Source organism: Phyllobacterium pellucidum, assembly GCF_013327855.1.
GTDB lineage: Bacteria > Pseudomonadota > Alphaproteobacteria > Rhizobiales > Rhizobiaceae > Phyllobacterium > Phyllobacterium pellucidum.
Genome location: NZ_JABUMX010000005.1, coordinates 89,471 through 104,024 on the forward strand (window position 1 = coordinate 89,471; position 14,554 = coordinate 104,024).

Here is a 14,554-nt window from a genome sequence, read left to right on the forward strand (position 1 = left end):
ACGCATTCTCATGACTGCAAACAGCTTCAGGATTGCCGTTATTGCCGGCGACGGCATCGGCAAGGAAGTCATGCCGGAGGGACTACGTGTCCTTAAGGCGGTCGCTGAAAGGTTCGACCTCGATCTCAGATTTGACAGCTTCGACTTCGCCTCGTGCGACTATTACGCCGAGCATGGCCGCATGATGCCGGAGAACTGGAAGGAACTCATTGGCGGGCACGATGCCATTTACTTCGGTGCTGTTGGCTGGCCTGAGACGGTTCCCGATCATATCTCTCTATGGGGCTCGCTTCTGCAGTTTCGCCGGGAGTTCGACCAGTATGTGAATTTGCGGCCCGTCCGCCTGATGCCCGGCGTGCCGTCCCCGCTGGCCGGACGAGAGCCCGGCGATATTGACTTCTTCGTGGTTCGCGAGAACACCGAGGGCGAGTATTCCTCCATCGGCGGCAAGATGTATCCGGGAACCGAGCGCGAGATCGTCGTGCAGGAAACGGTGATGAGCCGGGTCGGCATCGACCGCATTCTCCGTTTTGCCTTTGAGCTTGCCCAAAGCCGTACCGAGAAGCATCTGACGTCCGCGACAAAATCCAATGGCATTTCGATCACCATGCCCTACTGGGATGAGCGCGTCGAAGAGATGGCCAAGAGCTATGGCGACGTGCGCTGGGACAAGTATCACATCGATATCCTTTGCGCGCATTTCGTGCTCAATCCGGATCGCTTCGATGTGGTCGTGGCCTCCAATCTCTTCGGCGACATTCTCTCAGATCTCGGTCCCGCCTGTACGGGGACCATTGGAATTGCGCCATCCGGCAACATCAATCCGGAACGCCTGTTCCCCTCGCTCTTCGAACCTGTCCATGGTTCGGCGCCGGATATCGCCGGCAAGGGCATCGCCAATCCGATCGGCCAGATATGGGCGGGCGCCATGATGCTCGATCATCTGGGTCATCCACAGGCGGCAGCGGCAATCGTGACGGCAATAGAAGGCGTCCTGATGGATCCGGCGCTGCGTACGGGAGATCTGGGCGGACGAGCCGACACCATCACCTGCGGTCGTGCGATCGCCGAGGCCGTACGGCTGCCCGAAGAACAGATGAGGAAACCATGAACAGCGAACGTCCCGTCATCGCGCTCACCGCTGGCGACTGTACCGGCATCGGACCCGAGCAGACCGCTCGCATCCTGCATGACCAGCGCATGGCCGATGTGGCCCGCATCGTTGTCGTGGGCGACGCTCGCACCCTCGATCTCGGAAAACGGCAGGCCGGCGTATCTTTTGCATATCGAAGCTACCAGTCTCCGGCTTCCGTCGACTGGTCCGATAGCGCCGTGCCGCTGATCGACCTCGGCAACACCGATCCCTCGCTCTATGAGCCGGGCGTAGCAAGCGCCGAATCCGGCCGATTGACCGGAGACACGCTGGCGCGTGCGATCGACTTCGCGGTGGCAGGCGAGGTCGATGCGGTAACCTTTGCTCCGCTGAACAAGCGGGCCATGTACGATGGCGGCTGGAAATTCCCTGACGAACACAAGATGTTCGCCCATCTCCTCGGTCATCACAGCTACTTCAGCGAGATGAACGTGCTCGACGGTCAATGGATGTCCCGTGTTACCTCGCACGTCTCGTTGCGCCAAGCCGTCGACCAGATCACGCGACCGGCGATCGAGGAGGCGATCGTCCTTGCCACGACCATGATGCGCAAGGCCGGTATAGCAAAACCCCGTCTTGCGGTCGCAGCGCTTAATCCGCATGCCGGAGAGAACGGTCTATTCGGTACGGACGAGATCGAAATTATCCGTCCAGCCGTAGAGGCCATGGCCGCCAAGGGCATTGACTGCAAGGGGCCGTTTCCATCCGATACGGTCTATCTGAAGGCCTTTGCGGGAGAATTTGATGGGGTTCTCGCCATGTATCACGATCAGGGGCAGATCGCGACGAAGATGCGGGGCTTCAACCGGGGCGTAACGGTCACGGCGGGGCTCGATACGGTGTTTACGACGCCTGCGCACGGCACGGCATTCGATATCGTCGGCAAGGGAATTGCCGATACCGGCGCTTTCGAAAACGCAATCAAGCTCGCAAGCCAATTGGCGCGCTTCAAGCAGCTTGATTCCTAAGGTTCAAAACCCGGTTGCGGCGAGCGCAGCGACCAGGCCGCCGAGAACCAGCACGCCGAGCACCGGAAATCTCGGCATCCACAGGAAGATGGCGGCGGCGAGGCCAATGATGGCAATGGCCGATGGTCCGCCGTGCGACAGCCGGAACAGCGAGATGATTCCGGCGATGATCAGTCCAATGCCTACAGGAGCCAGTCCCTCGCGCATGGCACGGTGCCAGCGTTTCTGACGATGGTTGTTGGTCAATTTGAACACCGCATAGCACAGCATCGAAGACGGCACGAACAGCGCGAGCGTCGCTATTACCGCGCCCAGCCAACCCGCCACCCGCCAGCCGATGACGGTTGCCAGCATCATACCCGGACCCGGTGCCGCACGCGACACGGCAAAAAGATCGAGGAACTCCCGGGAACTCACCCAACCATGAACGGTCACGGCTTCGTGCTGGATACCCGCCACGATGGCGCTGCCGCCCCCGATTGAAGTCAGGGAAAACGGGATGAACACGAGGGCTATGGCAACGAGTGTGTCGAACCGCACGATCACGCCCTGCGCCAAGACAGAGCGACGCTGATTGGCGCCAGCACAAGCACCACCGGTATCAGCGGCATCTCAAGCACTCCAACGAGGAATGCGGTGACAACAACGATTGCGACCGACGGAGGAAAGCGCATGGCCCGCCGAAGGCCGTGGATGCACATGACGACCAGCAAACCCATCGCCGCAAAGGCCACTCCGTCGGAGATGGCGGGAAGCAATGCAAAGCCTGCCAAAGCATCGAACACCTGACAAAGCGCAATGACGGCGAAGAAGGGGCCTACGAGGAAGCCAACGACGCAACTAAGCGCTCCGATGGGGCCGCGAAGTTGTTCGCCCATGCAAATGACCAAATTGACCACATTCGCGCCAGGCAACATCTGTGAGATAGCAAGACTGCTGGCGAAGTCATCTTCATCGATCCAGCGCTGTTGCAGCACGAACCCCTGATACAGCCAGCCGGTCAGGCCGCCGCCAAAGCTCAATATGCCTATCTTGAAGCAGAGGAGGAAAAGCGAACGCAGGCGCGGCGGCGGCAAGGAATGGGAAAGATCTGACACGGGCAATGCCGTCCTTTCACTGAGACCCTCAGGAGGGTGGACCGCCCATGGATCAAGCCTGTATTCGAATCCAACACACCCCTGGCGGATCAGGGTAAGAAAGCGCCGCCGTTGACGTGCAGCGTCTGGCCGGTCACAAACCGCGCGGGCTCACTCGCGAAATACATGACCGCAGCTGCAACTTCTTCAGGCGTTCCGCGCCTTCCCACAAGCGTGCGCGTGGTGTTGTGGTGCGCCGGCTCACCGCCCGACGAGGCATGCACGCGGTTCGTATCGATCATTCCCGGAGAAACCAGGTTCACCGTTACTCCACGCGGTCCAAGTTCATGGGCCAGCGCCTTGGTGAAACCGTCGAGCCCGGCCTTGGCCGATATGACATGGGCGCGGTGCACCGCACCGGTGTAAGCCGTCAATCCGCCAATGTTTATGATGGTACCCCTTCCGCCGGAGAGTAAATGAGGGATCGCCGCGCGGCTCATGAGGAACGCGCCATCGAGTGTCACGCTCATCACTTCCCGCCAATCCTCGAACGACAAGGCTTCAATGGGTGCTTCACGCCGTATGGCGGCATTGTTGACGAGGATGTCGAGGCGCCCGAGCTGTTCGGCCGCAAGCCCGACGAGGCGGTCGGCATCGGCTTCATTCGCCACATCGCCAAGAAGGACGACGGCGCGGCTGCCCCGTTGCTCGACCTCACGCGCAACAGCCTCCGCCGCCGCCTGATCCGATCTGGCCACAATGGCGATCCCGGCGCCGGCGTCAGCCAGGGCAAGGGCGATCGCCCGACCGATATTGCGCGAGGCACCGGTTACCAGCGCCACCTGTCCGTCGAGTTCCCGCCGCGTTGTTTGATCCGCGTTCATGCGCGTGCTCCCGCCAGATCGATAGGACCGCCAGCCGCGATTTGTTCGAGGGATGCGCGCAGCGCCGCAATGCTGCGCTCCCGCAGGCCGCCAAAGCGCAAATTCGCTTCGAACTTGCTCTCCATCTCGGCGTCAGGCAAGGGTTCGCGCGCTCCGCCGCGCATATAGGGCTGGTGGAATTCATGAATCGTGCCGTCTTTCAAAACCGCCTTGAGATGGCCGGTAAAGTTCGACGGATAGGGATCGGCCGGATTGATTTCATACGAGATCTTGGCTGCCAGCGCTCGGATCGCGGCATCGCGCACCCGCTCATCGGTAAACTGCCCGAGCCCGGCCTCCCCGTCCAGGAATCCGACTGCCATGCAATAGGGTGTCGAAAACTTGCCGGCATACCCATTCGGCGGCCTTTGTTTTTCGGCCAATGGCTCCCATAGACGATGAACCGTGCCCTCCCCGACCTTGCAGACGATGGATGCTATCTCCTCGGCCCCGATACCGAGCGCTGCCAGCTTCTTGGCGCAGTCTATGAAGGGTTGGGTCATGGTTCCGCAGGCGTAGGGTTTGAATGCAAGCGTCTCGACGATCCACTGCTTGCCCAGCCCCTCCAGCAACGGCATGAAATCGGGTGCCTTGGACGGAGCAAAGGCCCTGTACATTCCATGTGAGCCTTCGAAAACGCTTATGGGACCTGTGAAGCCGGCTTCTGCGAGCAGGGCGGCTCGCACGCCGGCCTGCGCTGCAGCGCCCGCATGCAGACGCTTTGTCGAGCTGCCATCTGCAAGATACTCGATGATGCCGGAAGCAAGGCTGCCCGAAATTCCGAGGGCCCTGCCAATCACGTCGGGCCCTAGCCCCAGCGCTGCACCGACAGCCGCCGCCGCTGCCGGCGCGCCGAATATGGCTGTCGGATGAAAGCCTGCCTTGTGCGTTGCCTGCGGTGCTACCAGGCTCATCCGGCACATGAGTTCGGCGCCCACCGCGATGCCGCGCATGGCGGCGCGACCGTCAAGTCCGCGCCTTTCGGCGATCGCAAGGACCGCGGAGACAACCACCGCGCCGGCATGAATGGGCCCACCTTCGAAGGTGTCGTCGAAATCTTCGCCGTGCGCGGCTGTGCCGTTGACGAGCGCGGCATCGTAAAGCCCAAGCTGGCGTTCATGACCGAAAGCGGTGCAGCTTCCGGCATCCACGGCACTTGCCAGTGCTGCTCCGACATAGTCGGTGCCCCGGGCAGCAACGGCCAGACCGACAATATCGAAGAGGAGCCGCCGGCTGACTGCGTCGACGGCGGCAGGCGGTGTGCATTCCGCGGCAAAACTCGCCAGTCTTGCCGCGACGGGCAACACTGGGGGAACGGTCTGGTTCATGAACGGGCTTCCTCTATTCTGGTCTTGCGGGCGTCGCGCACCTCGCGGCTGAGCGAGAAAACGACGAATATGAGCGCGATGGAAAGCAGCGCCACGGCAATGGGATCCTGAAGAAAGATCATGTGGTCACCCCCCGAAAGCACCAGCGAGCGGCGATAACTCGATTCGACCATATGGCCGAGCACGACGCCAAGAATCATCGGCAGGACCGGGAATCCGGCGATGCGCATAAGAAAGCCGACGAGGCCAAGGGCGAGTGCGATGCCAAGGTCGAACAGGCTGTTGTTCAGCGTGAAAATGCCCGACAGGATAAGCGCGAAGATGAAGCCAGCGCGGTAGGGGCGCGGACGATTGACCAGCCAAATGCAGGCCGGAAGGATGATGATACCGACACCGATTTGCGCAATGATCGCGATGAACGAGCCGACGTAAATGCTGTCGATCACCTGGGCGCTCTGTTCGAACAGGCGCGGTCCAGGAATCAGCCCGTGCATCAATAGGCCGCCAAGCAGGACCGCCGTCGAATTGGAGCTCGGAATGCCGAAGCTGAGAAGCGGGATGAGCGCCGTGCTTGCCACCGTGTTGTTGGCGGCCTCAGGCGCAGCGACGCCCTCCTCGGACCCCTTGCCAAACAAATGCGGTGTCTTCGACCAGCGCTTGGCCTCGTTATAGGACATGAACGCTGCAATCGAACCGCCGCCGCCGGGGGTGAGCCCTTCGAACAGGCCAAGGACGCAGCCGATGAATTGCGAACGCTTGAGCCTGTTCATGACAGCAAGGCTTGGCAACTTGATCTTGATTTTCTGATTGAGCTGCGTCGTGTTGGTCGACCCCGATTGGCTCATCAACTCCGTCAACGCAAAGAGGCCGACCATCACCAGCACCGGTTCGACGCCGCCCAAGAGGTCGGGTATGTCGAAGGTAAAGCGTGTCACGCCGGATATCGGATCGGTGCCGACTGTTGCGATCATCAGGCCGACAGTAGCAGCAGCAAGACCCTTGATGAGCGAGCCTCCGCTCATCGAGGCAATAACGCTGAGGCCAAGGATACCGAGCCCGAAATAGGAGGCAGGCGTAAATGCCAGCGCCAGCCACGACAGTGGCTCCGTTAGCATTATCAGCATTGCGAGGCCGAACAGGCTGCCGATCACCCCTGACATAAGGGAAATGCCCAGCGCTTCGCCGGCTCGCCCCTGGCGATTGAGTTCGTAACCGTCGATCACAGTGGCTGCGGAAGAATTGGTGCCCGGCGTCCTAATTAAAATAGCCGGGATCGAGCCGCCATACTCGGCGCCGATATAGACGCAGGCGAGCAAGGCGATCGCCTGCGCAGGATCCATCGTATAGGTGAACGGCAAAACGAGGGCCATGGTGATGGAAGCCGAAATGCCCGGCAGGGCGCCGCCGAGAATGCCCCAGGTGAGGCCGGCGATGGAAACGAAAATGAGCGGCGTTTCCGTCAGAAGCCTGATTATGTCCATAATCGTCGTCATCAGAATAACCCCTGTACCAGCGAACCTGCGGGCTGGTGGACCCCGAGCAGTTTGACGAAGACAGCCCAGTAGAAAATGCCCCCGCCAATGGCGGCAACCGGTACGACCCAAGTGCGCGGCGCGCCCTCATAAAGCGCGATCCCCCCGATGAGGAGTGCGGTACCGATGACGTAGCCGACGAAAGGCAAAAGGATCACGTAAGCGGCACCGAACAGCAGGAAGCCGACGGCACGCGGAAGACGCGCATCTCTTTCATCGTCATCCGCACCCGCCGCCACCTGCCGTGCCTGGCTTGCGAGCAACGTTCGCCCCATAAGCAGTATTCCGAGGATGGCAAGTACGATGGCAAGCACGTGCGGCAGTCCGGCCGCGCCAACCTCGTCCGACAAAGTGCTGTCGGCGATTTCACCTGCCCAGGCATAGTAGGTACCTGCGCCAGCAAGGAGAACGAGGCCGCTGATAAGGTCTTTTCTCATGGGATCAACCCTTAACGATGATCGACGAGGGGCCAGCCTTTTCGCCAGCCCCCGCGATCAATCTCACTTGATGGCGCCCGTCGATTTCAGAAATTCCTCGGTCGACGTGGCAAAATTGTTGATGAATGCCGGATAGTCCTTTTCGCCGATCAACTGGGGAACGAGCACTTCGGCCGTATAGGCTTTCTTGTATTCCGGATCGGCCAGCAGGTTCTTTATCGCCTCGTCCCAGACCGCCTTGGTGGCATCCGGAACGCCCTTGGGGCCAGCGAGGCCACGGAATTTCACCAGGCTGACGTCGTAGCCCAATTCCTTTACCGTAGGCACATCGGGCTTTTCGGTGATGCGTTCAGGATTGAATGTAGCGAGCAGCGTAATCTTGCCGGCATCGAGCTGCGATCGAAGCTCCTGGATCTCGCCAATGCCGATGTCGAGCGTGCCGTTGAGAACATTGAGCATCATGTCGCCGCCGCCCTCATGGGTGACGATTGCCGGTGTCACGCCCGCGGCGCGCTTCAACTGCTCGGCCGCCTGCCGTTCCAGGGATGCGGGATTGGCTGCGCCCCACCGGCCGCGTTCTTTCTTGGCATGTTCGATCACGTCCTTCAGCGACTTGTAGGGCCCATCCGTACGCGTGTAGATCACTTCGCTGTCGGCGAAGATGTTCACCAGAGGATCCATGTCCTTGTAGGTGCTCTGCGGCTTGCTCATCAAGGATGTGTAGATATAAGTCGGCGTCGTCGCGTAGAAGACGCTCCCGTCGGCTGGCCCGCTCGCAACCCGAGCCATGGCCTTGCCGCCGCTGCCACCCTGGACATTTTCCACGATGAAGGTGGCGTCGATGTACCTGCCGAGATATTTGGTCATTTCGCGCAGGAACACGTCGCTGCCACCGCCGGGACTTGAGTGCGTCACCAGCGTCACCACCTTGTTCGGGTATGGCAGAGGTTCAGCTTGGGCATTTGCGCCGGAAACAATCGCTAGCGTGGCAAGGCCAAGCACTGCCTGGCCGATAGACTTGATGAATGTCATTTCTCTCTCCCATTTAGCTACCGTTTCTCCAGAACGGCTTCCTCAAACTCAGTTCACGGGGCTTTTCCTTCCCCGCTGATCAATTCCATGCAGCGACCGACGTCGGCGCCGGCATCGATATTTCGCACGAGCGCCAGCAATTCTTCCTGCGCTTCACTATCAATGACGCCCTCCGCGCACATGCGAAACTTGTCGTCCAGACCGGCATCGCTGATCGGGTTGGACGGGCCGCCCCGATAGCGCTCGTCAGCCTCCTGCACCAATGTCCGGCCGTCCTTCGTAACCACTTCGATGCGCGACCGTATGCGGTCGTATCCTGCCGCGTCGATAGCCGGATCGTTTATCACGTCGGTTCGTGCCTGAAGATCCTGCATCGCCTCGCCCGCAACAAAGCTGTCTTCGAATTCATGATGGCTTGCCCGCCGGCACAGGATGATCATGGCGAGCAGTGCGGGCATGGAGAACTTCGCCTGAAGATGGTTCTGCGCAATCGGATAGCGGATCGGTTCGATGATATTTTTGCCGGCAAAGAACCTGATGCGCTCTACTTCTTCAGGCTTGAGGTCATGGTCGATCACCAGCTTCAACATCGCATCCATTGATTGATGCGTGAGAATGCCCGACGGGTACGGCTTTATGCTGACGCCGGGCTCGATAATCGTCAAGGGCGCGCCGAATCCCGCTGCTGCCTTGTCCAGATCGAGGCCCTCCCCCATCACCGAGAAGAAACCCCACTGTCCGTCGAGGACTGAAGGGTCCGCCTCAAAGCCGCGTGCGGCAAGCAGGGCTGCGGTCACGCCATTCTCGCAGGCTCGGCCGACATGGAGCGGCTTCGTCATGGTGCCGAAATTGGCGCGTATGCCAGCGGCAAAACTTGCGGCCAATCCGAGCGCGTGTGCGAGCGCGTCGCCTTTCAAGCCGAGGAGTTTCGCGGCAGCCGCCGTCGCCCCGAACGTGCCGACGGTACCGCTGGTGTGGTGACCGCGTCGATAGTGGCGTGGTTTCATCCATTCCGCGATCTTGCATTCGACTTCGAAACCCACCTGGAAAGCGAGCATCAGTTCACGCCCATCCACGATCCCTTCGCGGCTGGCAATGATAAGCGCGGCGGTGAGGGGTGGAACAGACGGATGCGTGAGCAGGCCGTAGACATGGGCCGGATCGTGCGAAACCTGCGTATCATCCCAATCGTGGGCGTGTCCGGCGGTGCCCCAGACGCGCGCGGCCAGGGGGGCCGGAACCTTCTGCGTCCCGGCGCCTGGCAGGGGCGCATCCTCGCGCCCGGCCTGATCCAGTGCATCGCCAATAAGGATTTCAACCGAAGCTTCGCGGCTGCCGGCCAGATACAGGCCCGCCGTATCGACCATGCAACGCCGGCCAATAATGAGCGCCTCTTCCGGCAAATCCGCATAGGTCGTGCGTTCTATGAAACGTATGGCCTGGGCCGTAATGTCGAGTGAGGGAAACACAAATATCTCCAGTGCTATGCAAGGGGGTTTGTCGCCGCCATGAGCCGGCCCTTCGCCGTCTCGACGTGGTTGGCGTGAGCTTTGAAGGCCTGCGCCGGGTCGCGAGCGGCGATGGCATCGACCATTCTGTGATGTTCCAGGTTGGAAGCGTGGATCGCGTCGCCGTGCATCAGGCTGTGGGCCCGGTGGAGCCTGAGCTGCTTGACCAGCGTCAGATACTGCTGAGCCAGAACTTCGTTTCCTGATTGAACGACAATGAATTCATGCAAGACGAAATTAAGCGAGATATAGCGGGCATGGTCATCCGCGCCGATGGCTTCGTCCATGTCCCCGACGAAGCGCCTCAGCCTTGCAATATCATCGTCGGTCGCGCGTTCTGCCAGAACCTTTCCGGCAAGACCGAAGAGCACCGTGCGCACGTCATAAACGTCGGATGCTTCCGCTGCGCTGAGTCGGCGGACGAAGAAGCCCCGGTTGGGGACCTGCTCGATGAGACCTGAAGACTCGAGCGATCGGAGTGCTTCGCGGACGGGTCCGCGGCTGATGCCGAACCGGAAAGCAATCTCCTTTTCATTCAAATGACCGCCAGGCGCTACCTCGCCGTCGAGAATGAATCGTTCGATCTCCTGTTCCAACAGTCCCGGAAGGGACGTGGACCTGAGAATTTCGAAGGCTGTCTGATTCATCCGCCTATTCCTGTTTCAACAGGAGATAGATTGCAGATTGCTTATTGTCAACAATTTATTGCAAACCGCTGCTTCTTGGCATCTTCACGTTTCGCGCAACGTGAAACTTTGACCCAGCCGGATGCTGGGTCTGATCTCGTCTGCGTACCTGAACCCATACGCCGCGCTGTTTCACGGTTAGCGACCGTTGATCCTCACAATCGCATCGGTGTCGTAGAACGCCTGTCGCAGCGGGAACCTAGAGGAACCGGAGAGCGCTTTTATTACCCGGCAAAGCGCATCTCAGGAACGCCCCTGATGCCAAGTCCAGTAATTGCAAACAGGCTGCCACGTAGAACCCCATCGCCCGGAAAGCGCGGTAGCGGCGGCTTTGCCATGGAGGTTACATAAAGAATGTCGAGGTTCGGGCCGCCGAACATGACACTGGTCACTTTTTTCACCGGCATATCAATGACCCGGTCCACCGATCCGTCCGGCCTGTAGCGGATCACCTTCCCGTCATAGACTTGAGCGTTCCACAAGCATCCCTCGGCGTCGACCGTGGAACCGTCGGCAGCACCACCCGTCGATGTGTCGAGTTTCACGAACGTACGGCGATTGGAGACTGTCCCTTTGGCCTGGTCGTAATCATAGGCCCAGATCTCGCCCGACCAGGAATCCGCAAAATAGAATGTACTTCCGTCCGGGCTCCAGCACGGACCGTTCGAAACAATGATGCCCTCATCGAGGGTATGAACGCTCAAATCGGGATCGACCCGGTAAAGCGCGCCATTGGGACCGCTCTCCATCGTGTCCATCGAGCCCGCAACGAAACGGCCCTGCTTGTCCACTTTGCCGTCATTGATGCGATTTTCGTGCTTATCGGGTTCAGGATCGTGAATGAGGTCTACGTCGCCTGTCTTGAAGTCGAGGAGATGAAAGCCCCGGGCGAGTGAGACGATTGCCCCGTTTCCATCCTTGCGCAGCGCCATGGAGCCGATTTTCATCGGCACATCCCAGGCGCGCAGTTCACGCCCGTCGGCGGTAGCCCGGAAAATGCGTCCGTCGAAACTGTCGATCCAGTAGAGTCGTTCCTGGTCCACGTCCCATAGCGGGCCCTCGCCGAGCGTTGTCTTTACGTCTACCACCACTTCTATTTTCATGTCGCTCCCCTATCCTTTGAAACGCGGTTCCGGCAACCCGCGGACACCCAGCCCATGAACCGCAAACATGCAGCCCGCTTCGCGCTCGCGATGGTATTGGTTGTTGAATGGCCGGGCCATCGACGTTACGAACGCAATGTCAAGTTCCGGCCCGCCGAACGTGATGCTTGTGGTCGATTGGACCGGAAGGCCAACGATGCGATCGATAACTCCATTCGGGTCGAAGCGGATCAGGCGCCCGGAATATACTTCGACACTCCACACATACCCTTCGGCATCCACCGTCGCGCCATCCGGATGGCCGCGCAGACCCTCGAAACTCGTGAAGATGCGGCGCGATCCTACAGTGCCGGTCGCCGCGTCGTAAGCATATGCATGGATCTTCCGTGTGCCGGTGTCGGCGAAATAGAGGGTTGCGCCGTCGGGACTGAAGCACGGGCCATTCGAGCAGACGATGCCGGTATCGAGGATGTGAAGCGACAGGTCGGGGTCAAGGCGGTAAAGCGTGCCGATGGGATCCCGCTCCTCGAAATCCATCGAGCCTGCAATAAAGCGGCCCTGGCGATCAACTTTCCCGTCATTCAGCCGCGGACGAAGTTCTCCCGGATGCGTTTCGTGGAGCAGTTCCACTGCTCCAGTTGCGAAGTCCAGCGTGTAAAACCCGTTTCTCAGCGAAACGATCGCTCCGCCCCTGGAGCGCAAGGCCATCGACCCAATGGGCTCCGGCATTTTCCAGGCCTTGCGGTCCCCGCCATTTGCATCGCAGGAATAAACGGCCGGCGCGTATGAGTCGATCCAGTAAAGCCGTTGCTGTTCGACGTCCCATAGGGGACCCTCACCGAGCTCATTCCGGTCGCTGCTGAAAACTTCGATGCGCAACATGGCTCTCTCCTAGAACGCGACCTTGTCGCCTCCCTTGAGTTGAAGAATCTCGCGAGCCTCATCGGGCGTTGCCACCTCCATGCCGAGACCTTCGATGATCTTGCGCGCCAGTAACACCTGTTCGGCATTCGACTTGGCGAGTTTTCCCTTGCCTGCCCACAGGCTGTCTTCAAGGCCAACCCTGATATTGCCTCCAAGAGCCGCGGCCTGAGCGGCGATGCGCAACTGGCTCGAGCCCGCGCCGAGAACGGACCACCGGAAACTATCGCCGAAGAGCCGATCAGCGGTGCGTTTCATATGGGCGATGTCTTCCGGATGCGTCCCGATTGCGCCGAGCAGCCCGAACACCGACTGCACGAAGAACGGTGCCTTGACGAGACCGCGATCCGCGAAATGCGCGAGGTTGTAGAGATGCGCAATGTCGTAGCACTCGAATTCAAAGCGTGTGCCATTGTCGTAGCAGGTTGCCAGAATATACTCTATATCCTTGAAACTGTTACGAAAAACGAGGTCGCGGGTGGCTTCCAAATGCGGCTTTTCCCAGTCGAACTTGAATTCCTTGTATTTGTCGACAAGGTGATAAAGTCCGAAATTGATAGAACCCATGTTCAGCGAAGCCACCTCGGGCTTGAATGTCGCTGCCGGTTTGACCCGCTCCTCGACCTTCATATAGGGACTGCCACCCGTGGTGATGTTTATCGCGGCCTTCGTGTTCTGCTTGATCCGTGGCAGAAACCTGGCGAAAGCTTCAGGCGTTTGGTCCGGTTTGCCAGTTTCAGGGTCGCGCGCATGCAGATGCAGGATCGCAGCTCCGGCATCTGCCGCTGCCAGCGCTTCCTTGGCGATTTCGTCGGGCGTGATCGGCAAATAAGGGGACATCGTCGGCGTGTGGATCGCACCCGTGATGGCGCAGGTGATGATGACCTTGCCCTTTATAGTTGATCCTCCGGTCACTCTCGCTGTCTCGCTCATCGTCCGAACTCCTGCGTTGATTTTTGCTTGTGTGCCGCGAGTGCCATCAGGCGGCGGTCACGCCAGACCTGGCGTTCCACCAACTTTTCCTTGGGGAGTTTCTCGCGCCGGCCGGATTCCACAGTCTCCAGCACGTCGCCGGCCCAGTCGACGCGGCGCTGCATCTGCGGGAACAACCGCTCGTAGATAATCTGATATCTCTCCACATAGTCGCGAACCCCGCCGGGAGCGTTCAAGTCGATCGTCTCGAACGGCCCCATGAACGACCAGCGCAAGGCAAGACCGTCCCTGATGCCTATATCGACGTCCTCGACCGTGGCGTATCCATCAGCGACAAGCCGAAAAGCTTCCTCGAGCAATGCGCCTTGCATTCTGTTCATGATGAACCCGTCGAGTTCGCGTTTCATCACAAGCGGCGCATGACCAGCAGCGACAAGGAATGCACGCGTCCGCTCCACCACGTCTGGCGATGTCCACGGCGCAGGCACGACCTCCGCCGCTGGTATCAGGTAAGGCGGGTTGATCGGATGGACGACCAGGCAGCGGTGGCGGTTGGCCAGATGTTCGGTAAATTTCGACGGCAAAAGGGCCGACGTTGAACTGGCGATCACCGCAGAAGGACTGGCCGCTTCGTCGAGCTGGGAGAAAACCTTGATCTTGATCTTAAGGTCTTCGGGCGTGTTCTCCTGGATGTGGATCGCACCGTCCAGGGCCTTTGCCAAATCTGCTTCGGGGGTAATCCTTTCCAGCACCGCTTCCGGTGTATGCCCGTTCAGAAGATCATTTCGTTCAAGGTCGGTGAGGACCTCGGCAACATAATCGCGGGCCTTGGCAACGGCCTCGGACGACTGATCCCATAGAGCGACCTCATAGCCTGCCCTGGCGAAGCTTATCGCCCAGGCCCTGCCGATAAAGCCGCTACCGATAATCGCTGTTTTCTCCGTCATTTTTCCC

The 14,554-nt window shown here is 59.9% G+C and carries 15 protein-coding genes; 2 read left to right on the top strand and 13 right to left on the bottom strand.

Going from position 1 to position 14,554, the window contains the following annotated elements; all coding sequences use genetic code 11:
- Positions 1 to 10 precede the first annotated feature (10 nt).
- Together HQ945_RS18810 and HQ945_RS18815 are read left to right on the top strand one after the other, a co-directional pair.
- Complete coding sequence (locus HQ945_RS18810) at positions 11 to 1,111, top strand: tartrate dehydrogenase (protein ID WP_113281019.1); 1,101 nt, start codon at positions 11 to 13, stop codon at positions 1,109 to 1,111.
- Complete coding sequence (locus HQ945_RS18815; protein ID WP_113281018.1) at positions 1,108 to 2,121, top strand: PdxA family dehydrogenase; 1,014 nt, start codon at positions 1,108 to 1,110, stop codon at positions 2,119 to 2,121. Before HQ945_RS18810 ends, HQ945_RS18815 begins: the two co-directional genes overlap by 4 nt.
- 3 nt (positions 2,122 to 2,124) lie before the next feature.
- Here HQ945_RS18815 and HQ945_RS18820 read toward each other — a convergent pair whose 3' ends face one another.
- The 13 genes from HQ945_RS18820 to HQ945_RS18880 all read right to left on the bottom strand — a co-directional run bounded on the left by HQ945_RS18820 (position 2,125) and on the right by HQ945_RS18880 (position 14,547).
- Positions 2,125 to 2,661, bottom strand: coding sequence for a chromate transporter (locus tag HQ945_RS18820; RefSeq protein ID WP_113281097.1), 537 nt, complete (start codon positions 2,659 to 2,661; stop codon positions 2,125 to 2,127).
- 2 nt (positions 2,662 to 2,663) lie between these two features.
- Positions 2,664 to 3,218, bottom strand: coding sequence for a chromate transporter (locus HQ945_RS18825; protein WP_162737208.1), 555 nt, complete (start codon positions 3,216 to 3,218; stop codon positions 2,664 to 2,666).
- 89 nt (positions 3,219 to 3,307) lie between these two features.
- The gene (locus tag HQ945_RS18830) at positions 3,308 to 4,081 is read right to left on the bottom strand and encodes an SDR family NAD(P)-dependent oxidoreductase (protein ID WP_113281016.1); all 774 of its coding nucleotides are present in this window, start codon (positions 4,079 to 4,081) and stop codon (positions 3,308 to 3,310) included.
- Entirely contained in the window at positions 4,078 to 5,448 is a 1,371-nt protein-coding gene (locus HQ945_RS18835; protein WP_113281015.1) for an MmgE/PrpD family protein, read from the bottom strand. The genes HQ945_RS18830 and HQ945_RS18835 overlap by 4 nt, the downstream gene beginning before the upstream one ends.
- Positions 5,445 to 6,941 carry a tripartite tricarboxylate transporter permease gene (locus HQ945_RS18840; RefSeq protein ID WP_113281014.1) on the bottom strand — a complete coding sequence of 499 codons (1,497 nt, stop codon included), beginning with the start codon at positions 6,939 to 6,941 and terminating at the stop codon, positions 5,445 to 5,447. Before HQ945_RS18840 ends, HQ945_RS18835 begins: the two co-directional genes overlap by 4 nt.
- On the bottom strand, positions 6,941 to 7,417 hold the full coding sequence (locus HQ945_RS18845) for a tripartite tricarboxylate transporter TctB family protein (protein WP_113281013.1): 477 nt from the start codon (positions 7,415 to 7,417) through the stop codon (positions 6,941 to 6,943). Before HQ945_RS18845 ends, HQ945_RS18840 begins: the two co-directional genes overlap by 1 nt.
- Before the next feature lie 63 nt (positions 7,418 to 7,480).
- Positions 7,481 to 8,449, bottom strand: a complete 969-nt coding sequence (locus HQ945_RS18850) for a tripartite tricarboxylate transporter substrate binding protein (protein ID WP_174208400.1) — start codon at positions 8,447 to 8,449, stop codon at positions 7,481 to 7,483.
- A gap of 53 nt (positions 8,450 to 8,502) precedes the next feature.
- A complete protein-coding gene (locus tag HQ945_RS18855; RefSeq protein WP_174208401.1) occupies positions 8,503 to 9,918 on the bottom strand; it encodes an MmgE/PrpD family protein in 1,416 nt (471 codons plus the stop codon).
- Positions 9,919 to 9,932: 14 nt separating this feature from the next.
- On the bottom strand, positions 9,933 to 10,604 hold the full coding sequence (locus tag HQ945_RS18860; protein ID WP_113281010.1) for an FCD domain-containing protein: 672 nt from the start codon (positions 10,602 to 10,604) through the stop codon (positions 9,933 to 9,935).
- Positions 10,605 to 10,867: 263 nt separating this feature from the next.
- A complete protein-coding gene (locus HQ945_RS18865) occupies positions 10,868 to 11,746 on the bottom strand; it encodes an SMP-30/gluconolactonase/LRE family protein (protein WP_113281009.1) in 879 nt (292 codons plus the stop codon).
- A gap of 9 nt (positions 11,747 to 11,755) precedes the next feature.
- Entirely contained in the window at positions 11,756 to 12,628 is an 873-nt protein-coding gene (locus tag HQ945_RS18870) for an SMP-30/gluconolactonase/LRE family protein (RefSeq protein WP_246272721.1), read from the bottom strand.
- A gap of 9 nt (positions 12,629 to 12,637) precedes the next feature.
- Complete coding sequence (gene kce / locus HQ945_RS18875; RefSeq protein ID WP_113281008.1) at positions 12,638 to 13,600, bottom strand: 3,5-dioxohexanoate:acetyl-CoA acetone transferase; 963 nt, start codon at positions 13,598 to 13,600, stop codon at positions 12,638 to 12,640.
- On the bottom strand, positions 13,597 to 14,547 hold the full coding sequence (locus HQ945_RS18880; RefSeq protein ID WP_027232698.1) for a 3-hydroxyacyl-CoA dehydrogenase: 951 nt from the start codon (positions 14,545 to 14,547) through the stop codon (positions 13,597 to 13,599). The genes kce and HQ945_RS18880 overlap by 4 nt, the downstream gene beginning before the upstream one ends.
- Between the last annotated feature and the right edge of the window lie 7 nt (positions 14,548 to 14,554).